The organism is Streptomyces sp. SCUT-3 (genome assembly GCF_014083985.1).
Lineage (GTDB): Bacteria > Actinomycetota > Actinomycetes > Streptomycetales > Streptomycetaceae > Streptomyces_H > Streptomyces_H thermolineatus.
This window is the reverse complement of sequence record NZ_CP046907.1, coordinates 753,415-772,536: the sequence shown is the minus strand read 5'-3', so window position 1 is coordinate 772,536 and position 19,122 is coordinate 753,415. Positions and strand designations below refer to the sequence as shown.

The 19,122-nt window shown below is 71.9% G+C and carries 17 protein-coding genes and 2 pseudogenes; 10 read left to right on the top strand and 9 right to left on the bottom strand.

Features of this window, described 5'->3' with window-relative positions; genetic code table 11:
- Positions 1-22 precede the first annotated feature (22 nt).
- Positions 23-1,474, bottom strand: a complete 1,452-nt coding sequence (hpaB, locus tag GQS52_RS03405) for a 4-hydroxyphenylacetate 3-monooxygenase, oxygenase component (protein WP_182311594.1) — start codon at positions 1,472-1,474, stop codon at positions 23-25.
- A 94-nt stretch (positions 1,475-1,568) separates the two neighbouring features.
- Positions 1,569-2,099, bottom strand: coding sequence for a flavin reductase family protein (locus tag GQS52_RS03400; protein ID WP_182311593.1), 531 nt, complete (start codon positions 2,097-2,099; stop codon positions 1,569-1,571).
- Positions 2,100-2,455: 356 nt separating this feature from the next.
- Between GQS52_RS03400 and GQS52_RS03395 the strand changes: the two genes are divergently transcribed.
- The 4 genes from GQS52_RS03395 (at position 2,456) to GQS52_RS03380 (ending at position 6,380) form a co-directional block, all read left to right on the top strand.
- Positions 2,456-3,889: an MFS transporter gene (locus GQS52_RS03395; RefSeq protein ID WP_182311592.1), complete on the top strand. Its 1,434-nt coding sequence runs from the start codon at positions 2,456-2,458 to the stop codon at positions 3,887-3,889.
- Positions 3,886-4,425 carry a MarR family winged helix-turn-helix transcriptional regulator gene (locus GQS52_RS03390; RefSeq protein ID WP_259370548.1) on the top strand — a complete coding sequence of 180 codons (540 nt, stop codon included), beginning with the start codon at positions 3,886-3,888 and terminating at the stop codon, positions 4,423-4,425. The genes GQS52_RS03395 and GQS52_RS03390 overlap by 4 nt, the downstream gene beginning before the upstream one ends.
- A 253-nt stretch (positions 4,426-4,678) precedes the next feature.
- A complete protein-coding gene (locus GQS52_RS03385) occupies positions 4,679-5,908 on the top strand; it encodes a DUF1266 domain-containing protein (RefSeq protein ID WP_259370547.1) in 1,230 nt (409 codons plus the stop codon).
- Between the two features lie 40 nt (positions 5,909-5,948).
- Positions 5,949-6,380, top strand: coding sequence for a hypothetical protein (locus GQS52_RS03380; protein ID WP_182311590.1), 432 nt, complete (start codon positions 5,949-5,951; stop codon positions 6,378-6,380).
- 65 nt (positions 6,381-6,445) lie between these two features.
- On the opposite strand, the gene GQS52_RS03375 is transcribed toward GQS52_RS03380, so the two are convergent.
- Positions 6,446-6,787 carry a DUF5713 family protein gene (locus tag GQS52_RS03375; RefSeq protein WP_182311589.1) on the bottom strand — a complete coding sequence of 114 codons (342 nt, stop codon included), beginning with the start codon at positions 6,785-6,787 and terminating at the stop codon, positions 6,446-6,448.
- Positions 6,788-6,858: 71 nt separating this feature from the next.
- Between GQS52_RS03375 and GQS52_RS27000 the strand changes: the two are divergent.
- The 3 genes and pseudogenes from GQS52_RS27000 (at position 6,859) to GQS52_RS03360 (ending at position 9,456) form a co-directional block, all read left to right on the top strand.
- A pseudogene (locus tag GQS52_RS27000) lies at positions 6,859-7,665 on the top strand (DUF5753 domain-containing protein).
- Between the two features lie 71 nt (positions 7,666-7,736).
- Positions 7,737-7,943 (top strand): DUF397 domain-containing protein, encoded by a 207-nt coding sequence (locus tag GQS52_RS03365; protein ID WP_182311587.1) that lies wholly within the window; start codon positions 7,737-7,739, stop codon positions 7,941-7,943.
- Between the two features lie 283 nt (positions 7,944-8,226).
- Positions 8,227-9,456, top strand: coding sequence for a glycosyltransferase (locus GQS52_RS03360; RefSeq protein WP_182311586.1), 1,230 nt, complete (start codon positions 8,227-8,229; stop codon positions 9,454-9,456).
- A 288-nt stretch (positions 9,457-9,744) separates the two neighbouring features.
- Here GQS52_RS03360 and GQS52_RS03355 read toward each other — a convergent pair whose 3' ends face one another.
- The 6 genes and pseudogenes from GQS52_RS03355 to GQS52_RS03330 form a co-directional block, all read right to left on the bottom strand.
- The gene (locus GQS52_RS03355; protein ID WP_182311585.1) at positions 9,745-10,209 is read right to left on the bottom strand and encodes a hypothetical protein; all 465 of its coding nucleotides are present in this window, start codon (positions 10,207-10,209) and stop codon (positions 9,745-9,747) included.
- Positions 10,199-11,455, bottom strand: a complete 1,257-nt coding sequence (locus GQS52_RS03350; protein ID WP_182311584.1) for a hypothetical protein — start codon at positions 11,453-11,455, stop codon at positions 10,199-10,201. The genes GQS52_RS03355 and GQS52_RS03350 overlap by 11 nt, the downstream gene beginning before the upstream one ends.
- Positions 11,452-13,470, bottom strand: coding sequence for a hypothetical protein (locus GQS52_RS03345; RefSeq protein WP_182311583.1), 2,019 nt, complete (start codon positions 13,468-13,470; stop codon positions 11,452-11,454). Before GQS52_RS03345 ends, GQS52_RS03350 begins: the two co-directional genes overlap by 4 nt.
- Positions 13,467-14,264, bottom strand: a complete 798-nt coding sequence (locus GQS52_RS03340) for a toll/interleukin-1 receptor domain-containing protein (protein WP_182311582.1) — start codon at positions 14,262-14,264, stop codon at positions 13,467-13,469. Before GQS52_RS03340 ends, GQS52_RS03345 begins: the two co-directional genes overlap by 4 nt.
- A 67-nt stretch (positions 14,265-14,331) precedes the next feature.
- Positions 14,332-15,131 (bottom strand): IS5 family transposase gene (locus GQS52_RS03335; RefSeq protein WP_182316116.1). Its coding sequence is split into 2 segments (ribosomal slippage): positions 14,332-14,792 and positions 14,792-15,131, totalling 801 coding nucleotides; the frame shifts between segments, so codons are not numbered across the junction.
- Positions 15,132-15,175: 44 nt separating this feature from the next.
- A pseudogene (locus GQS52_RS03330) lies at positions 15,176-16,468 on the bottom strand (helix-turn-helix transcriptional regulator); the annotation flags it as partial.
- 466 nt (positions 16,469-16,934) lie between these two features.
- Between GQS52_RS03330 and GQS52_RS03325 the strand changes: the two are divergent.
- The 3 genes from GQS52_RS03325 (at position 16,935) to GQS52_RS03315 (ending at position 18,973) form a co-directional block, all read left to right on the top strand.
- Positions 16,935-17,744, top strand: coding sequence for a helix-turn-helix transcriptional regulator (locus GQS52_RS03325; protein ID WP_182316181.1), 810 nt, complete (start codon positions 16,935-16,937; stop codon positions 17,742-17,744).
- The gene (locus GQS52_RS03320) at positions 17,741-17,947 is read left to right on the top strand and encodes a DUF397 domain-containing protein (protein ID WP_182311581.1); all 207 of its coding nucleotides are present in this window, start codon (positions 17,741-17,743) and stop codon (positions 17,945-17,947) included. Before GQS52_RS03325 ends, GQS52_RS03320 begins: the two co-directional genes overlap by 4 nt.
- Before the next feature lie 162 nt (positions 17,948-18,109).
- Entirely contained in the window at positions 18,110-18,973 is an 864-nt protein-coding gene (locus tag GQS52_RS03315; RefSeq protein WP_182311580.1) for a hypothetical protein, read from the top strand.
- Positions 18,974-19,122 lie beyond the last annotated feature (149 nt).

The window sequence follows — 19,122 nt, the reverse complement described above, 5'->3', positions numbered from 1 at the left end:
TCGGGTCCGGTGCGGGTCCGGTTCAGGCGCGGTCGAGGAAGGCCCGGACCCTGGCCTTGTACGGTTCGCGGTCGTACGCCTTGACGTAGGCGCCGGCCATCCGGACCGGGTCGCCGAAGAAGTAGTACTCGTACAGCGCCTGGCGGCTGGAGAAGGCGGAGATGCAGGTGTCCCACACCAGGCGGAAGAGCTTGACGCGCTCGGAGCCGGTGAGCGTGGCGGACTGCAGGTACGCCTCGATGTCGGCGGCGGCGGGCCCGGTGAGGTCGGCCTCGGTGGGGGTGGCCATCAGCCCGGAGGCGCCGAGCTTGCGCAGGATCTGCGGGAAGCGCTGGTACAGCTTGGGGTAGAGGTTGCGGGCCGCGTTGAGCGGGGCGAAGGCGGGGGTGAGCACGCCGTACTCGTTGACCTCGGCGTCGGCCTCGGCGGCGCGCAGGAAGGCCCGCAGCATCTCCAGGGTGGCGATGACCTCGGCGACGTCCTCCTGGACGTGCTGGAACTGCTCGATGCCGATGGCCTCGGTGAGCAGCGAGACCAGGCCGAGGACGTACTCGGTCTTGGCGCTGGTGCGGGTGACCACCTGGTGGGTCATGTGCACCACGGAGGAGGTCCGGGCGTAGAAGCCGTTGCACAGTTCGGGGTCGCCGAGCACGAAGCAGCGCTCGTACGGGACGTGCACGTCGTCGAAGACGACCACGGCGTCCGACTCCTCGAACCGGGAACCGAGCGGGTGGTCGTGGCGCGGCCGGTCGTAGTCCAGCGGCTCGCGGGCGATGTAGCGCAGCCCCGGGGCGTCGTTGGGCACGGCGAAGGCGTACGAGTACGGCTTGTCCTCGGGCGTGCCGCGCAGGACGGTCGAGGGGAAGACGAGCATCTCGTCGGCGAACGGGGCGATGGTGGCCAGCATCCGGGCGCCGCGGACGACCACGCCGTTGTCGTCCTCCTTGACGATGCGGGCCGCGAGTCCGCCGCCGGCCTGCTGCGTGCCCGCCACCGCGCGGTTGACCTGCGGCGGGATCAGCGTGTGGGTGCACAGGAGGTCCTCCTCGCGGACCTTCTCGTAGTAGCGGCGGATGTTCTCGCCGAACGCGGGGTCGGCCTGGGCGAACCAGTCGGCGGCCGAGGCGAGGGCCATCAGCGAGCTGTTCATGTAGTCGCCGGTGCGGCCGAGCATGCCCATGCTGTGGTCGGCCCAGACCTTGAAGGCGCCGCGCCGCTTGACCAGGTCGTCCGCGGTCCTCGGGGTGAGGAAGGAGGTGCCGACCGGTTCGCCGGAGGTGGGCGAGGTGTAGGTGAGGACGTCCTTGTGCTCGGGGGAGTGCTGCAGGTCGTACAGCTCCGCGTAGGTGCGGACCACGTTGCGGAAGGCGGGGTGGTCCTGGACGCCGCCGGTGATCGTCTCGCCCTGGATGTGCACGGTGGGGCGGGAGTGGGACAGTCGCTCGACGAACTCTTCGCCGGTGCGTGCGGCCATGGGGATTCTCCTTGACGGGCGGATGGGAGGGGGAGGGGAGGCCGGGGCGGCCGGGGGCCGGGAGGTATCGGCCGGGGCCGTGCGGCCGGCGGCTTCAGATGAGGTGCTCGATGCCGTCGGTGGACTCGGCCGCGGTGCCGAAGCGGCTCCAGGCGTAGGTCAGGGCGTCGCCGTCGCGGTGGCCGAGGTCGGTGACGCGGCCGAGGACGAGGGTGTGGTCGCCGCCGTCGTACGAGCGCCACGGCTCGCACTCGACCCAGGCGAGCGGGTTGTCCAGGCGGGGCACCCGGGCCCCGGGCGCCCAACGGGGTTCGGTGTGCGCGCCGCTCCCGGCGAACAGCCTGGCCAGCGGCTCCTGCTCGGCCCCGAGGATGTTGACGCAGAAGGGCCGGCCGGGCAGCAGGTCGTGGCAGCGGGCCCGGCGGGCGACGCTCACCAGTACCAGCGGCGGGTCGGTGGAGACCGAGGTGAAGGAGTTCATGGTGGCGCCGCGCGGCCGGCCGTCGTCGTCGAAGGTCACCACGGTGACCCCGGTGGCGAAGCGGGACATGCAGGCGCGCAGGGCGCCGGGGCCGGGGCCGGGCGGTGGGAGTCCGGCTCGCGCCGGAGCGGTGGTGGCGGGCATGCGTGTACTCACCTGTTCGGAAGGGACGGGTGGGGATGCGGTGGGGGCGCGGTGGGGCTTGGGGGGAACGGCTCTCCCGGCGGGCGGGCCGGGAGAGCCGTGTTCTGCGGCGATCGGCCGAGCGGAGCCCCGCAGAACTAATCAAAGCTTTGATTAGTCGGGGACGGTACCCCCGCCCGCCGGTCCTGTGAACCCCTGGAACAGAACTGCTCCCGGAACCTTGTCAGAGTGGCCCAGCTCACTTAGCTTGTGAGCTCGCGGCAGGGAGCGCCCGGGCGGGGACCCTGTGCCGCCTGTCGAACCGTGGGCGGACGGCTCGGTTCCCGTTCCACGCCCTCTGCTCCAGGAGCACAACCATGGCCCGAACCCCTACGGTTCCACCTGCCCGGAAGAGCCCGCCGAACCCGCGCCGCGTCCTCGGTGCCAGCTTCATCGGCACCGCCGTCGAGTGGTACGACTACTTCATCTACGGCATGGCCGCGGCACTGGTCTTCGGCCCCCAGTTCTTCCCGCAGTTCTCACCCGCCGCAGGCACCCTCGCCTCCTTCGCGACGTACTCCGTGGGCTTCGCCGCCCGGCCCCTCGGCGGAATCGTCATGGGGCACTTCGGGGACCGCGTCGGCCGCAAGTCGATGCTGGTGCTCTCGCTGGCCGTGATGGGACTCGCCACCACGGGCATCGGCCTGCTGCCCACCTACAGCACCATCGGCGTCTGGGCGCCGGTCCTGCTGGTGCTCCTGCGCTTCGTGCAGGGCCTCGGCGTGGGCGGTGAATGGAGCGGCGCGGTCCTCATGGCGGTGGAACACGCACCGGCCGGCCGGCGCGGCTTCTACGGCAGCTTCCCGCAGATGGGCGTGCCCGGCGGCCTGATCCTCGCCAACCTCGTCTTCCTCGCCACCTCGCAGGGGCTCGGCGCGGAGGCCTTCGCCGACTGGGGCTGGCGCATCCCGTTCCTGGCCAGCTCCGTCCTGATCGCGGTGGGCCTGGTGATCAGGGCCAAGGTGGAGGAGAGCCCCGAGTTCACCGCGGCGCGGCAGGCGGCCCCGGAGCAGAAGGCGCCCCGGCTGCCCGTCGTCGAGGTCCTGCGCCACCAGTGGCGGGACGTGCTGCTCGCCGGAGGGACGTTCGTCGCCAACAACGCGATCGGCTACGTCTTCATGGCGTACACACTGTCCTACGGCACCACGGTGCTCGGCATCAGCCGCAACACCATGCTGACCCTGATTCTCGTCGCCGCCGCAGTCTGGCTGGCCACCACGGCCTGGGGCGCGGCACTGTCCGACCGGCTCGGCCGCCGCCGGGTCTTCCTCGCGGGCTCCGTCGGGCTGCTCGTCGCCGCGGCGGTCCTCTTCCCGCTCGTGGACACCGCCTCCACACCGATGGTGCTGCTCGCGCTCGTGCTGACCGCGGTCATGCTCGGCTTCACCTACGGCCCGCAGGCCGCCCTCTTCTCCGAGCTGTTCCCCGCCGAACTCCGCTACAGCGGCAGCTCGCTGGGTTACCAGCTCGGTGCGATCCTCGGCGGCGGCATCGCCCCCACCGTCGCCACCGCCCTGTACGGCATCGACCAGGAGACCTGGCCCATCACCCTCTACCTCGTCGCCATCGCCTCGTTCAGCCTGTGCTGCCTGTTCGTGCTCACCCGCGGCCCGCAGCGGGCCGCCGGGACCGGGGCCGGAGCAGGGGCCACCGGGGCTGCCGGGACCGGAGCCACCGGGGCTGCCGCCGGGGCCGAGGCAGCAGCCGAGGCCGGGGACGGACCGGAGGCCCGTCCTACACTCCAGGTGTGACCCAGGAGCAGACCGACCCCCGGCATCTCGATTTCTGGTCCTTCGTGGACCACGCGATCACGCGCACCGCACGGGAACTGCCGGACGTGGACCGGCGCGCGATGCGCCTGGTGCTCACCCTCCACCGTGCCGCGAACATGCTGGTCTACGACCTGGAGTCCACCGTCCACCGGCCGCGCGGCTTGTCCTGGCCCGGTTTCCGAGTCCTCTTCGTCATCTGGCTGACCGGCCAGGTGGAGGCGAAGAAGGTCGCGGAGCTGTCCGGGATGAGCCGCGCGGCGGTCTCCGCCCTCGTCGGCACCCTCGAACGGGACGGCCTGGTCGTCAAGGAGCGCGCTCCGCACGACGGCCGCGCCGTCCACCTCGGCCTGACCGAGCGGGGACGGGAAACCATCACCGATGCCTTCAGCGCCCACAACGTCCGCGAACAGGAGTGGGCGGGCGCCCTCAGCGAGGACGAGCAGACGACGCTCATCGCCCTGCTGGAGAAGATGACCACCCGCTCCACCCGCTTCGACGCCCGCCGCCGGACCTGAACCCACCCCCGCCGCGGCCGGTCGTCGCGCGCAGCACGCGCACAGCACGCGCGCACCAACGACCTCGACGGCCCCGGGACGGACGGAGCCGCATTCCCGGAAGGGCCCGTCGGACGGCCCCTCGGATCCTCCGTAGAGTTCCCGCATGGGTTTGTGGAACGGGGTGGGGCCTGCCGCCGGGCCCTCGCAGGGAAGTCACGGGCAGGGAAGTCACGGGCAGAACGGTTACGGGCAGGGCGGGCAGGGCGCCCCGGTGACGCAGGCGGTGCCGTGGCAGGCGCCGAGCGACGACGAGCGGGAACTGTACGAGGCGAAGACGCGCGGCGACTGGGCCGCCTACTTCGACGTGCTGGCCCGCACGGACCTCTTCGTGGCCAACTCCCGCGCACGCGCCGACGCCCATCCCGGCACGACGGCGTTCCACCCGTACTGGGACCACCGGACCCGGTCCCAGTGCCTGGCGGTCTTCACCGCGGGCATGCTCCCCGCTCCCGCCGAGGCCGTCGTCCATCTCGCCAACGACCTGGACTGGTACGCGCGGACGTGGAGGCAGGACGACCCGCCGTGGCTGGTGGTCAACCCCGGCAGCCCCTGCGAGGCGTACTTCCCGACCGCGCCCGAGCACCGGGCGGTCTGGTCCCGGCACGCCGCCCGGGCCGCCGGGTCCGGCCGTCCCCGCGGCCGGATCCGCACCCTGTACGTGGGTGCCCCGCTGCACGGGCCGGTGGCGCACGGCCTGGCGTGCGGGGCGCTGCTGTCCGTCAGGAACGGTGATTTCTGGAACGCCATGGCCTACCACGGCGGCGGCTACAACCACGAGAAGAAGCGGCTCGAGGAGTGGTGGGAGATCACCGACCGCGAGGGCTGGCAGCACGTCCAGAACCTGCTCCTCAAAGCCGGGTTGACCAGCCCCGTCTGGGATTTCGTCCTCGAGGTGCGGCGCTCCCTCGCCCTGGACTTCGCGGGCGCCGTCGAGGTGGAGCACTGGCGGCAGGTGGCCGAACGCATCCTGCGGCGCAACGCCGCCGCGGCGGCCGAGCCCCGGATCACCCCCGAGGGGGTCACCGTGCCGCGGCACCGCAGCGACGCCGAGATGGAGGCGCAAGTCGCCGGGGTGCAGCGGCTGATCGGCCGCATCGCCCGGTACGAGGCGCGGTTCCGCGCCGACGGACTGCTGGCGCAGGGGAAGTTCGTCCGCACGGTGGAGGCGTGGGACTACGGCCGGGCCGTGTCGATGGCCCGCTGGGGGCTCGGCGCCCGCTACTGCACCCTGCAGGAAGCCGAGCGGGCCGTCGTCCGGGCCGGCAGCGTCAGCCGGACGAACTACCGCTCGTGGGAGGAGTTCTCCGCCGCGTACGTCCTCGGGCGCTGCCTGCACTTCGACGAGGAGGAGTTCGGGGAGTGGTACCAGGACATGCTCGCCGCCCACCGCCTCCTCACCACCGACCCGGCAAGCCCCTGGCTCAACATCCCCTGGAACTAGGCCGTGTATCGGAAGTGAACCTTGCACATAGGGTGTCGGCATGTCGCTGAGCCACATAGCCCTCTCGTCCGGACGTTTGATCGAGCTCACCGAGCTGCGAATGTCTTCGACCTATGGAGGGATGCTGGAGGGCTACCCGTGCAAGCCCATCAACGACATGAAGGTCAGGAGCCTCCAGCGGCAGGCTGAACGTGCGTTTCCCTCCACGCCGGTCCATCTGGTTCCTCCCTCCCTCAAGTACCCGGACCAGACTGCCGGCGCCTTCGGCCCCGTTGAGGTGCTGCCTTCCGTGGCCTGCATCGGCGCCTTCCGCTCGACAGCGGTCGCCCCTGAGCTCGACCCGGTGCTGCACCGTTCCGCTCTCACCGTGATCTGGTTCCAGACCGGCTTGGATGTTCCGCCGGGCAAGGACGCCGACCTTGTGCTGCGCAGCATTCGCTGGGAGGAGCTGGCCCAGGACTACGAGCTCTAGCGACGGGTGCCGATCACAGCCCTCAACGAATGGCTCTGACCGGCAGATGGCCTTCCGGTCGTCGCTCACCAGTCCCGGGTGGCGATCAGCTCCTCTACATCCGCGTCCTTGAACCCGTATTCCGACGCGACAAACCAGAAGTCCTCGGCGATCACCTCGCGCGCAACCGTCTCGATCTCACTCCCGGCTGCCTCGAACTCCGCTTCCAGACTGTTGAACTCCTCCGTTGCGGCCTGGGTGAGCGCATACAGAGCCTCCAGATTCGACGGCTGCTCAGCCTCAATCCGCTCGCACAGCCGCAACAGGATCGCCCTGCCCCGGTCGACGACGTGATCGGGGAAGTACGAGTCCGCATACATCTGCCGCAGGAACACGTGCCCTGCTACCTGCTGGTTCGTGATCGGCATGGTGCTTCCCCATCCCCGTAGAAGAACTGACGCGCCGATCATGCACGACACCACTGACAACGACGCCGCCCGTGCACGCCAGGCCGCTCGTGGCCAGCACTTTCACAACAGGCCCCAGCGCCGCACCCGCAGGCGCATCCGGAACCGTTCAGGTCCTCGGCCCGGACACGAGGTGCTGCAACCGGTCGCGCAAGTCGTGCTCGTGTCGATGTTCCCGGACGACCTTGTGCTTGCGCGCGGCCACCGGCTCCTCCAACCGCTTCCGATCGTCCCCGGCCCGGACCGGGAGCCGTTACACGGGTGCACGGGCCGGTTGTGAGGGGCGTCGGCCGTGTCCTGGCGAGGGGCGGACGGCCGTTGGGGGACGAGGGGCGGCGCGGGCACGCCACCCGGGTTTCTTCCGCAACTTCGCGCGCCTGGAGGCGGAAGCCGTCGAACTGCACGCGTACGACACTCATCCGATCAACGGGTTGTTGCAGACGGAGGGCTACGCGCGTGCCGTCTGCACGATGTGACGTCCGCCGCTGGGCGAGGACGTGATCGAGCAGCGCATGTCGGTGCGCCTGGTGCGGAAGCAGATCTTCTCCCGTCGACCCGCTCCCGTGATGAGCTTCGTCGTCGAGGAGGCAGTCCTGCGTCGCAACGTCGGCGGTCAAGCCGTCGTGCAGGAGCAACTGGGGCAGCTTCTGCAGATTGGCCGACGGCGGAACGTGGAGATCCGGGTGATGCCGCTGGACCGGGACGAACATGCCGGCCTTGCGGGGCCTTTCACCTTGGCGGAGACTTTTTCGCAGCGGCACTGTGTCTATGTCGAGGTACAGAACGTGAATCGTCTCCAGCAAGGACGGTCAATGGTCCGTGATTTGGAAGTGCAGTAGGGAGTCGTCCGGGCGCAGGCTCTCACTCCGAGGGGGTCGACGGCCTTCATCGAGGGGTTGTTGGGAGAGGGATGAACGTCGAAGAGGCAACGCAGGCCGTGGCGCGACTGGACTGGTTCAAGAGCAGCTACAGCAGCGCCGAGGGCGGCCAGTGCGTCGAGGTGGCTGCCTCCGCCAACACCGTTCACGTGCGGGACTCCAAGGACCACTCGGGGCCCGTGCTGTCGTTCGCGGCGGACGAGTGGGCGGCGTTCGTGGAGTTCGCCGCCCGGAACTGAACTACTGACGCGCCGGCGCCCGGCTGTCGGGCCCGGACCGGTCGTCGGGACGCTGTGCGCGGGGCGGAATCCAGGCGTTTCCCGGAAGGGTCCGTTCCGAAGGGCTCCGTTCAGGTTCAGGACCTGGGGAATCGGCGCAGTCGCACAAAGGAAAAGCAAGGAGCCGCATCCGTTCCTTGCCACTCTCAACGTATAGCTCATGGGGGGCCTTGCGGCAAGGCCCCCGTCATGGCGCAGAATCGGCGGCCGTTGACGGAATTCGGTCGAAGGGGGAGCCGCCGACATGCGAGTGGTGTTGTCGTCCTACGGATCACGTGGGGATGTCGAGCCGATGGCGGCGCTGGCGGTCGCGCTGCGCGGGCTCGGCGCCGAGGTTCGGGTGTGCGCGCCGGAGGACGAGGAGTTCGCCGACCGGCTGGCCGGTGTCGGGGTGGAGACGGTGCCGGTCTCCTACTCGGTGCGCGCTCTGGCGGCCGGGCCGAAGCCGGCCACGGTCGCCGACCTGGCCGACCGCGTGGTCATGCTGGCCGCGGCGCAGTACGAAGCGGTGGCCGAGGCGGCCGGGGGAGCGGACACGGTCGTGGCGACCGGCCTGTTCCCGGCCGTGACCGGGGCCAGGACGGCGGCCGGGAAACTGGGCCTGCGGTACGCGTACGCGGCCTTCTTCCCGGGGATGCTGCCGTCGCCGCACCACCCGCCGTTCCCGCTGCCGGGCCGCCCCCTCCCCGAAGGCGTGACCGACAACCGGACCCTGTGGGACCTGGACGTCGAGAGCCAGAACGTGCTCTTCGGCCCGGGCCTTGCCACCCTCAGGGCAAACGTCGGGCTGCCGCCGGTGGACAGCGTCCGCGACTACGCGATCACCGGGCGACCACTGCTGGCGGCGGACCCGGTACTCGGCCCGTGGCGGGAGCCGGCGGATCTCGACGTGGTGCAGACCGGCGCCTGGATCCTGCCGGACGAGCGCCCGCTCCCGGCCGACGTGGAGGCCTTCCTGCGGGCCGGCGAACCGCCGGTCTACGTGGGCTTCGGCAGCATGGCCATGCAGCACGGACCGACCGACACCGCCCGGGTGGCCGTAGAGGCGGTACGTGCCCGGGGCCGCCGCGTACTCGTCTCCCGGGGCTGGGCCGACCTGGCCCCGGTCGACGACCGGGACGACTGCATGGCCGTGGGCGAGGTGAACCACCAGGCGCTGTTCCCCCGTGTGGCCGCCGTCGTCCACCACGGCGGGGCTGGCACCACGACGGCGGCCGCCCGGGCGGGCGCGCCCCAGGTGGTGGTGCCGCAACTCGTGGACCAGCCGTACTGGGCGGGCCGGGTGGCCGCCCTCGGCGTCGGAGCGGCCCACGACGGCCCGGTGCCGGCCCGCGATTCCCTGTCGGCCGCCCTGGCAACGGCCCTCGCGCCCCGGACCCGTGCCGCGGCCCGGGAACTGGCGGGCAGAATCCGCACCGACGGCGCGGAGAGGACCGCGAAGCTCCTCCTCGAAGGCTTCGGCGAGCCGGCGTAGAGGAGGGGCGGGGCACCACCCGCCCCGTCGCCGTCCTCCGGGATTCCCACCCGGCCGTCCCGGCGGTGAGGCCGGCCGGACTTCTCCCGGGACGTTCGCGCAGGGGCCCGGCCGCCGAAGGTCGCCGCGCGGCTGCGGCGACCGGACCCCTGGACGGTTTCACCGCCGGGACCGGCCTCGCCCTGAGGCCGTGGCAGGAGCAGCACACCCCGACGCGAGGGCCCCGGTTGCGCGGGAGCACGGTGCGGCCGCGCACCGCGCACCGCGCACCGTGCTCCCACGCAGGCGTCACCCCTTTCCGCCGGTGCCGGGCCCGTCCGGTGTCGGTGCGGTCCCGGGGTCGTGGAGGACCAGCCCGGTGATGCGGCCGCTCTGGATCACCGGGCCGTACTGCGTTCCTCCGCTGACGGTGTTGTGCACGGCGGGCGGCTGCTGCTCCCGTGGCGGGGCGTCCAGGGAGTCGAGGAGGCGGCGCAGCTCTCCGGCCGCCGCGGGGTCCGCCCGGAGCAGGCGGAGCAGCCGGGTCTGCCAGTCGGCTGCGACAACGGCCGCCGCCGGCGCGTCCCCCGCTTCGTGAGCGGCCACCAGTTCCCTGCGGGAGGTGTCCAGGTCTTCCGCCGCTTCCTCGGCTCCGCGGTCCCGGGCGAGGAAGTGTCCCAGCCTGTCGCGCACGTGGGTCCAGGAGTCCGAGACCATCAACCCCACCAGGGTCGTCGCCCCGGAGGCCGCCAGGGCCGCCAGTTCAGTTTCCACGGCCGTCCTCCACGAAGTGCGGCGCGGTGCGGCCCACCGGGGCGGGGCCGCCGCCCGGACCGTTCGGTGCCGGCGGCCGGGGTACGGACGCCCCACCCGCATCGTCGGGCGGGAATCCGGGGTCGTCGGGGCGGTCGGGCCCTCCGGGCTCCTCGGGTCCGGAGAAGCCGGTGTCGTCGGAGAACCCGGGACCGTCGGAGAACCCGGGACCGTCGGGCGCGTCGAACCGGCTCAGCAACTGCTCGGCGGTCTCGATCCGGTCGTACTGCTTGATGACCTCGACGACCTGCCGGGTGACCAGGCTCCTCCGCACGTCGCCGTCGGGGAAGCCCATCGTGCGCAGGAAGGCGTCGTAGTGGTCCGCGGCCGAGGCCTCGCGTTCCTGCCCGGGGACGGCGGAGCCGTCGGCGGTGTCCGCCGCCGCGTCCGCCTGCGCGTCCGCCGCTTCCCAGGTCCTCGGGCCGGGCACGAAGTGCTGCAGCCGTTCGGGCACGTCCTCGTTGTTCGCCGCAGAAGTCAGTTGGGCGAGGAGGCCGATGTCCTTGACGGTCTTGTCCACCTGGTCGTCGTTCCTGGCCAGCCACCACACCACGGCGCTGCCGGTGTCCTTGAGCACGTCCTGGCCGAGGTACTCGCGTTTGCTCTGCTCGTGCTTGCGCTGGTGTTCCCAGACCGCCTTGTCCTTCCGTACCGCAGCCAGCTTCTCCAGCCGTTCCCGATCGTGCTCGGCCAGGACGAGGGTGACGTCCTCGGCCATGGCCTGCAGGTATCCCGTGGCGTCGGGGCGCATCCTGCCCAGGGCGCCGTTCAGTTCGTGCTGGACGAGAGAGGCCCGGGCGGGGTCGCGCTGTTCGGTGATCCGGCGGGCCCGCTCCAGGACCGCGTCGACCGCCAGGCCGGCCGGGTTGACGACCGGCTCGGTGGCGGCGGCCCCGGTGGGGCACCAGCGGACCGTCGCGGAGAACAGGAAGTCGTAGTCGTCCCAGCTGCTCGGCAGCGCCACCTGGACCACCCGTTCCTCCCAGCGCTCCACCGGGGGCGGGGTCAGGTGCGGCGCGAGTTCGGCGGGGACGGGGCCGCCGCGGTGCTCCGCGGCCTTGACCGCCAGGGCGGGAACGGCCAGGAGCATGGCGGCCATGGCCGACCACAGCCAGCCCGGCCAGTGCGCGGCCACCCCGAAGGCGGTGAGGATCAGCCCGCAGATGACGGTGAGGAAGACCGTCACCGTCTTGGTGCCGGATGTCATGGATACGTCCCCCTGAACGATTGTTGTGAGTGGTGCGGTGCGCGTGGCGGTGGTGGCGGCGCGGGCCGCAGGCCCTGCGCGGCGGAGATCTTCGCCAGCAGGCGGTCGGTGACCGCGGCGCCGCGCTCCGGTCCGCCGGGCGCGGAGCGCTGCCCGCTTCGGGCGGTGGCGTACAGGGCGGCGAAGAGGTCGCCCTGCGGGGCGGCGGCGGCGACCAGCACGTCGAGGAGCAGACCGTCGTGGTCACCGGCCGTGCAGGCCGTGTGCAGCCAGCGTTGCGCGTGCGGCTCCCACGTCCGGCGCGGGCACCGCCGCAGAACCGCCCCCCAGCCGGTGGCCAGCCAGTCCCGCACGGGGGCCTCTTCGAGGAGGGCGCGCACGCGCGCGCCGGGATCGGTCAGCACCCGCGGGTCGGCAGCCTGCAGGAACAGGTCGAGGTCCGTCGCCCAGGCGCCGCCGGGGAGCGCAAGGGCCAGGCGGTGCAGGAGGAACCGGCGCAGCCGGTGGTCCTCCTCCACCAGTCCGAGGAGCGCGTCGCGGGCACGCGGGCCCTGTCGCTCCCGCCGGGCCAGGTGGTGCAGGCGCACCACGGCCTGGTCCGGGTGGCGCACCGCGACCACCTCGGTGCACACCCCGACGAGGACGGACGCGAGGCCTTCGCCCAGCCGGCCGTTCTTGGCCCAGTCGTAGACCTTTCCCCGCAGGAACCGGCCGTGCCGTTCGTCCAGCAGGCCGCACCGGAGCGCCCGCGCAGCCGCCCGCAGGCACCGGGGCGCGGCGCCCGGTGCGGCCCACCGCTCCACGAACGAGGCCAGCCCGCCCGGGTGCCCGGTGCGCAGGTACTGCTCCGCGAGCCGCTCGGCCAGCCGGTCGCGGTCCCCCTGGGTGAACTTCGGGATCTCCAGGTCCACGAGGCGGCCCACCCATGCGCACAGGGGCTCGCGGAGGTCGGGCATGTGGTCCCAGAAATGGGCGCGGACCGCCGTGTCGTGGTCGAGTTCGTCGAAGCGGACCAGGCCGTTCGCGTCCGGACCTGCGGAGATCTCCTCGAGGCGTGCGGCCAGGTCCGGGTGCTCCAGAAGTGGACGGTCGCTCTCGGGGTGATCGACCTCGGTCAGCAGGGACGCGGCGCCGCAGTGCACGACATCGGGGTGGGCGCCGTGCAGCATGGCGGCGCTCAGCAGCAGCGCCCGCTGCGGCCCCTTTCCGAGCCCGGCGACCTTCTTCGCGACCTGCGGGCCCTGGTCGTCCAGCGCGGCGAGGGCCCGCCCGCACCAGTCGGCGAACCCCTCCCCGGCGCGGGCGGCGTCCCGCGCCCGGCGGATGAGGTCGGCGAGCCCCGCGACCTCGCGCATCGGCGGCTCGGAGCGGAGGAAGCGGGACAGGACCGGAAGCGTCCGGGTGTCGTCGTCCAGCGGCACGCCGTCCATGCGCAGGTGCCGCAGCAGCACGTCCCGCTCCTGCGGACGTACGACCTGCACCCGGTACTGGTTGAGGTCTTCCGGAAGGGTCCGGCTTCCGCGGCGCGGCAGCACGACGACGAGGCGGGCCCCGCGCTCCAGGGCGTTCCTGCGGAGGGAGGAGAGATCCTGCCGCACGCCGACCCACAGGGCCTCGTCGGCGTCCGACAGGTCCAGGAGCAGCCGATCACCGTCCCCGACCAGACCGGGGTCCCGGAGGGAAACGTCCTCCTCGTCCGGCAGCAGTTCGTGGAACGAGCCCGCCTCCCGGCGCAGTTCGTGGAGGAGGACACGGGCGGCCGATGTTCTGCCGCTTCCCGGAGGGCCGTCCAGCAGAGCGGTGCCGTGGCTCTCCAGGGTTCGGCGGGCCTCGCCGAATCCCTCCGGGGGAACGAAACGCCGCCACAGCCACAGCAACTGGTCCTCGGCGATGCTCCTGGGATTCTTCACCCGGGAATCGGACGCATAGGTGTAGTTGTAGTTGTACTGGTCTCCGTTGCCCCCGTGAACCGGGCCCTGCGCGCCCAGGATCTGCGAGTTGAGCGTGTCGCTCACCGGTCGTCTTCCTCTCGCCGGCGGGGGTTCCCGAAGTTCTGGTGGATGCCGCCCTGGTTGTCGCCCTCGAAGTACACCGTTCCGTCCCCGTGGATGTGCCGTCCCCCGGAGACGTGGCGGGAGTTGTGGTAGATGTCGCCCCTGCCGGTGTGGACCGGGCCCGAGCTGTCCTTGACCACGGTGCCCCCGTCCCCGGTGCTCACGCCCCCGATGTTCACGCCCCCGGTGATCTCCTGGGCCTGCACGGAGGTGCCGTGCACGTCCCCGATCGAGTTGGTCACGGACCCGGGGGCAGCAGCGGGACCGTGCTCGGAGGAGCGGCGGGCGGTGCGGTCGACGGCTTTCAGGGACGGCACCATGTCGACGGCCAGGTCGCCGATGCGCGCGAGGTCCGCCGGGGCGTTCTGGGTGTCCAGGCGCAGGGACTGGAGGTCGGCGAGTCGGGCCAGTTCGGCGGGGAGATCGGCGCGGTTCAGCCGCTCCGTCCTCCGCCCCTCGATGACGGGGACGACCGGCACACTCCACTCGAAGGCCTCGACGATCTCCCGGCCGACCCAGTCGTCGTCCTTGCGGAGGCCGGGGTGCCCGACCCACCGGGGACCGACTACGGCGAGCAGCAGACGGCTGCGCCGCACGGTGCGGAGCAGTTCGTCCTCGAAAACCCTGCCGGCGCCGAGGGAGCGGGAGGCGCGGAAGACGCTGTCCTCCCCGAAGCGGTCGCACAACGCCCGGTCGATCAGGGCGGCCGTCATCTCTCCGTCGCCGGTGCGGTAGTTGATGAAAACCTCATGCATGGCGGAGTCTCCTTGTCGTGTCGCTTGCCCCGTGTCAGGGGTGGACGGTGGTGGTTAAGAAGCCATCTCATTTGGCGAGTCTGCGGTAGCAGATGAGGGTGCAGGCGAGGCTGGTGAAGGCGAGGAAGTGCTCGGCTTTGCGCTCGTAGCGGCGGTGGAGGCGCCGGTAGCCGGTGAGCCAGGCCATGGTCCGTTCGATGGTCCAGCGGTGCCGACCGAGCCGCTGCGAGGTCTCGACGCCCTTGCGGGCGATGCGGTGCCGGATGCCGCGCCCGGACAGCCATTGGCGCAGGTGGCGGTAGTCGTAGCCCTTGTCGGCGTGGAGCTTGCCGGGCTTGCGCCGGCGCGGGCCGCGGCGGGAGCGGATCGGGGGGATGCCCTTGACCAGCGGGATCAGGGCCTGGCTGTCGTGGGTGTTGGCACCGGAGATCCCGACGGACAGGGGCAGACCGGTCCGTTCGGTGATCAGGTGGATCTTCGAGCCGTACTTGCCCCGGTCAACAGGATTCGGACCGGTCAGGTCCCCTTTTTCATCGCCCGCATGTTCACCGAGTCGATCGCGCACCGGGACCAGTCCAACTCGCCGCGGGAGCCGAGTTCGTCCAGGACCAGGCGGTACAGCTTGGCCCACACCCGGGCCTTGGTCCACTCGGTAAACCGGCGGTGGGCCGTCGCCCCGGACGGCCCGAACGACGCCGCGGGCAGTTGCTGCCACGTGCAGCCCGACGTCGCCACGAAGATGATCGCGGCCAGCACCTCACGGTCCCCGTGCCGGCGCCGGCCGCCGCCTTGGGGCCGCGACGGCGCCTCCGGCACCACCCGCTGGAACAACTCCCACAACTCGTCCGGCACCAGCCGCTCAACCATTCCCACCACGGCCGGCAGCCTACCGGGCCAAATGAGATGGCTTCTAAAGCCGTGCCGAGCGCCGGGGCGAGAGCTCGCACCGACGGGTTGCGCGGGTGGCGGCCCAGGACGCGTGCGAGGCGGCGCAGGTCGGCGGTGATGGTCGCGGAGTTCACGGCGGCGGCGCCGTCGAGCAGTTCGGTGGTCAGTGCGCAGGCGTGGTCGATCTCGCCAGCCGCCGCGTGGGCGAGGGCGCGGCGGACGCCGTAGCGAACCCGGGTGCGCAGGGCGTGGGGCGGCACCTTCGCCAGCTGCTCGTCCATGACGGCGGCGGCCTCCCGGGGGCGTCCCAGGTCGTGCAGGCACCAGCCGGTGATCATGGAGACGGGGTCGGGCAGGTGCATGGTGCCGATGACGGGCGCGTCGGAGTCCGGGGTGTGGCGCGCGAGGAGGTCGCGCGCCCGGTCCAGGCTGCGCATGCAGGCGGTGCGGTCGCCCGCGATCGCGTGCCCCTGGGCCTCGCGCTGGGCGGCCAGCCCTCGGATCCGCGGCGGGAGCGCGCCGTCCTGGGCCTGCCGGGCCAGGGCCACGGTCTGCTCGGCGTCCTCGCGGTAGAGGGTGACCAGGGCGCGCCGAACCATGGCGTACCCGGCCAGGTCGCGGTCACCGCCGGCCGCGGCCAGGTCGACGGCGCGCTGTGTCCACCACAGGGCGCCCTGCTCGTCGCCTGTTTCCTGTACCAGCCAGCCGACGTACTCGGCGTACCGGGAGCCGAGGCCCAGCAGCCCCTGACGGGTGCGCGAACCGGCCCGGGCGGACAGTGCCCGCAGCGAGTGGGTCTGCGCGATGAGCCCCGGGAGCAGGAACTCCGGGCCGACCGTCTGGCCGAGCCGGCGGTGCTGGTCGAACAGTGCGCGGGCCGCTTCCAGGAGCTTCCCGCCCCCGGCCTCCGGCAGCGCGCCCGGTCCGCCGCCCGGCACGCCTGGCAGGCCCAGCCGTACCGCCGAGGCGGCTCCGGCGGCGATCACCTGCCGCCTGCCGACGGGCTGGAACCAGCTCGGGCCGTCCGCGGACAGCTGCATCACCCATACCTCCTCGTCATCGCTGTTCGTTTCCGGGGCTCTCGCCCCGGCGGGCCTGCCGGGGAGGAGCGCCACGAGCGCGCCGTCGGCCTCCAGTGCGGCGTCGCACAGGCGGGCGAGTTCGCGGCTGGGGGCTTTGAGTCCCCGTTCGACCTTGCTCAGTTGGGCCTTGCTGTAGTGGACCGTCCCGGCCAGGTCCGCCAGGGTCAGGCCCGCTTCGAGCCGCCTCCTGCGGAGTTCCTGTCCGAACCCGGCGGACGTGTGGACCGCGTGCACATGAACCTCCGTCACCGTCCGTCCGGGTGAATGCGAGCGGCCGCACGACAGACTGCGGCAGCGCGCACCGGACGAACAAGGCGAATGCTGCTGTTTCCCGTTTCCGGTTCCGAAGGCAATCGGAGGCAACGCCTCCTGTCGAGACGGCCTCCGCCCGCCCCTGACCCCGCTGGCCGGCAGCAGGGGAGGGCGAGGAGGCGGCCCGGGGTTCCGGCACACGAGGGATTCGGGCGTCGGACCCGCGGGCCGAAGGGCGACCGGGGGCGCGGGGCCCTTGCCGCGGCTCGGGTCGCGGTCCGGCCGGACCGGGGAGCGTTGTACGGGTGCACGGGCCGGTTGTGAGGGGTGCCGGCCGTGTCCTGACGGGGGCGGACAGCCGTTGGGGGATGAGGAGCCGCGCGGGGGCGCGGCCCGTGCGACGGCTGTGGAGGTGTGGGGGTTGACCGGCACGGAACGACCGGAGCGGATGGACGGCGACGATTCGGTCGCCTTCCTGAGGTGCTTCGGCGCGCAGGTGAAGCTCTTCCGGGAGCGGGCGGGGCTGACCCAGGCCCAACTGGGCACGCGGATCGGTTACGGCGAGGACCTGGTGGCGGCGGTCGAGCGGGCCCGCCGCATCCCCAGGGCGGAGTTCATCGACAAGGCGGACGACGCCCTGGAGGCGGGCGGCGTCCTGCGCGCGATGAAGGACGAGGTCGCGCGGACGCGCTACCCGGGCTTCTTCCGTAACTTCGCGCGCCTGGAGGCGGAAGCCGTCGAACTGAACACATATGACACACAGGTGGTCAACGGACTGCTGCAGACGGAGGAGTACTCCCGGGCCGTGCTCGCCATGCGCCGGCCCTTGGTGGACGAGGAGACCATCGAACAACGGGTGGCCGCGCGCATGGCTCGTCAGGAACTTCTCACTCGGAACCCTGCTCCTCTGCTGAGCTTCGTCATCGAGGCATCCGTGCTGAGGCGTCCCATCGGCGGTCCGGATGTCATGCGGGGACAGTGGGAAAAGCTGCTGATGCTCGGCCGGAAACGGAACGTCGAGATCCAGGTCATGCCGACGGAACGGGAGGACCACGCGGGCTTGGACGGCCCCTTCACGCTGATGGAGACTGTCGAGCACAGCAGGGTGGCCTACGTGGAGGTGCAGAACGTCAGCCACCTCACCACCGAGCGCAGGACGGTCCGCGAACTCGAGGCCAGGTATGGAATCATCCGTGCACAGGCTCTCACTCCACGTGAGTCACTGGCCTTCGTCGAGGAGTTGCTGGGAGAGGCATGAGCGTTCACGAGAGCACCGGGACGGCGAGCGAACTGGCCTGGCACAAGAGCAGCTACAGCGGTAGCGAGGGCGGGCAGTGCGTCGAGGTGGCCGCCTCTGCCGGTGCGGTTCATGTGCGGGACTCCAAGGACCGGTCGGGGCCCGTGCTGTCGTTCGCGGCGGGGGAATGGGCGGCGTTCGTGGAGTTCGCAGCCCGGCGCTGAGCCCGGATTCCACGAGGGGGCGTCCCTGACGGCGCGCGCAGCGGTGCGCACTGCTGCCGATGCCCGAGGGCCCGACGGCGGGTCGTTGTGCGCGGCGGCGTTCGCGGCGGACGATGGGTTCGGAGCCTGCGGAGCCCCGCAGGCCGACTGGCGGGAGTTGCCGTGGATCCTTTGGAGGACTGGCTGGAGGGCATGCAGCCCCGGCTGGCAGGCCTGGTGGACTTCGAGTGGCCGGACGGCTCGCTGACGGACCGCTCGCCGGCGTCGCTGGCCCGCCTGGAGGCGGAGCTGGTCGCCCGGATCGAGCCCGGGGCGGACTTCATGGAGCGGGTCGCCGGATACCTGGGGGAAGCCCTGCTGTCGGTGGCCGGCGGGCGCTGGGCCTGGGACGAGCGGCGTGGTCTGCCCGTCGTACTGCCGGATCCCGAGCTCGGACTGCCGGCGGTCTGCCCGGCGGAGCTGGTCGAACGGGCCCGGCAGCAACGGGACGGCGACGAGTTCGGCCGCAGCCTGCGGGAACTGGAGCGGGCGGTCGCCGAGAAGCAGACCGCCGCCCCCGGCTGGACGCCGGTCAAGGAGCCGACCCCGGGCCTCGACCAGGACCCGACGGCCACGTTCGACTCGCCGTACCTGGACGCGTGGCTGGCGAAGCACGCAGCGGGCCTGCCGGCCTGGCTCGCCACGTACGCGGAGAGGCCCGGACTCTGGGACTTCAGCCAGGCATCCCTGGACGAGCTCGAGGCGGAGGCGCGGCGACGGGTGTCCGGACCGGACGAGTTGGCGGCGCACCCGGAGTTCGCCGACGGGGCCTCGTGGTACCTCGGAGAGGTGCTGCGGCCGGTGATGCGCGCGCAGTGGTGCTACCACCCGGGTGAGCCGGACGGGGACAACATGTTCGTCGGGCGTCCCTTCCTGGACCAGCTGATCCCGGACGGGACGGTGGCGGTGCCGTTCCTGCTGATCCAGGTCGCGCTCGCCGACCGTGCGCCGGGTGTGCTTCGACGCGCCTACGATCGGCTCACTTGACCCTGTCTCCCGTTGGGCATGTGGCGCTAGGTTGACCGACGCCTTTTTCTGCAGGGGGAGTTGGTCGTGCGCGGACGTCGTCGGGTTCGAACGTGGTTGGTCGCAGTGACGCTGGCGGCGCTGTGCGGGCCGCTCGGGTGGGCGGACAC

Coding starts and splice junctions, on each gene's coding strand:
- hpaB (WP_182311594.1), bottom strand. CDS start 1,474: ATGGCCGCACGCACCGGCGAAGAGTTCGTCGAGCGACTGTCCCACTCC.
- GQS52_RS03400 (WP_182311593.1), bottom strand. CDS start 2,099: ATGCCCGCCACCACCGCTCCGGCGCGAGCCGGACTCCCACCGCCCGGC.
- GQS52_RS03395 (WP_182311592.1), top strand. CDS start 2,456: ATGGCCCGAACCCCTACGGTTCCACCTGCCCGGAAGAGCCCGCCGAAC.
- GQS52_RS03380 (WP_182311590.1), top strand. CDS start 5,949: ATGTCGCTGAGCCACATAGCCCTCTCGTCCGGACGTTTGATCGAGCTC.
- GQS52_RS03375 (WP_182311589.1), bottom strand. CDS start 6,787: ATGCCGATCACGAACCAGCAGGTAGCAGGGCACGTGTTCCTGCGGCAG.
- GQS52_RS03365 (WP_182311587.1), top strand. CDS start 7,737: ATGAACGTCGAAGAGGCAACGCAGGCCGTGGCGCGACTGGACTGGTTC.
- GQS52_RS03360 (WP_182311586.1), top strand. CDS start 8,227: ATGCGAGTGGTGTTGTCGTCCTACGGATCACGTGGGGATGTCGAGCCG.
- GQS52_RS03350 (WP_182311584.1), bottom strand. CDS start 11,455: ATGACATCCGGCACCAAGACGGTGACGGTCTTCCTCACCGTCATCTGC.
- GQS52_RS03340 (WP_182311582.1), bottom strand. CDS start 14,264: ATGCATGAGGTTTTCATCAACTACCGCACCGGCGACGGAGAGATGACG.
- GQS52_RS03325 (WP_182316181.1), top strand. CDS start 16,935: ATGGACGGCGACGATTCGGTCGCCTTCCTGAGGTGCTTCGGCGCGCAG.
- GQS52_RS03320 (WP_182311581.1), top strand. CDS start 17,741: ATGAGCGTTCACGAGAGCACCGGGACGGCGAGCGAACTGGCCTGGCAC.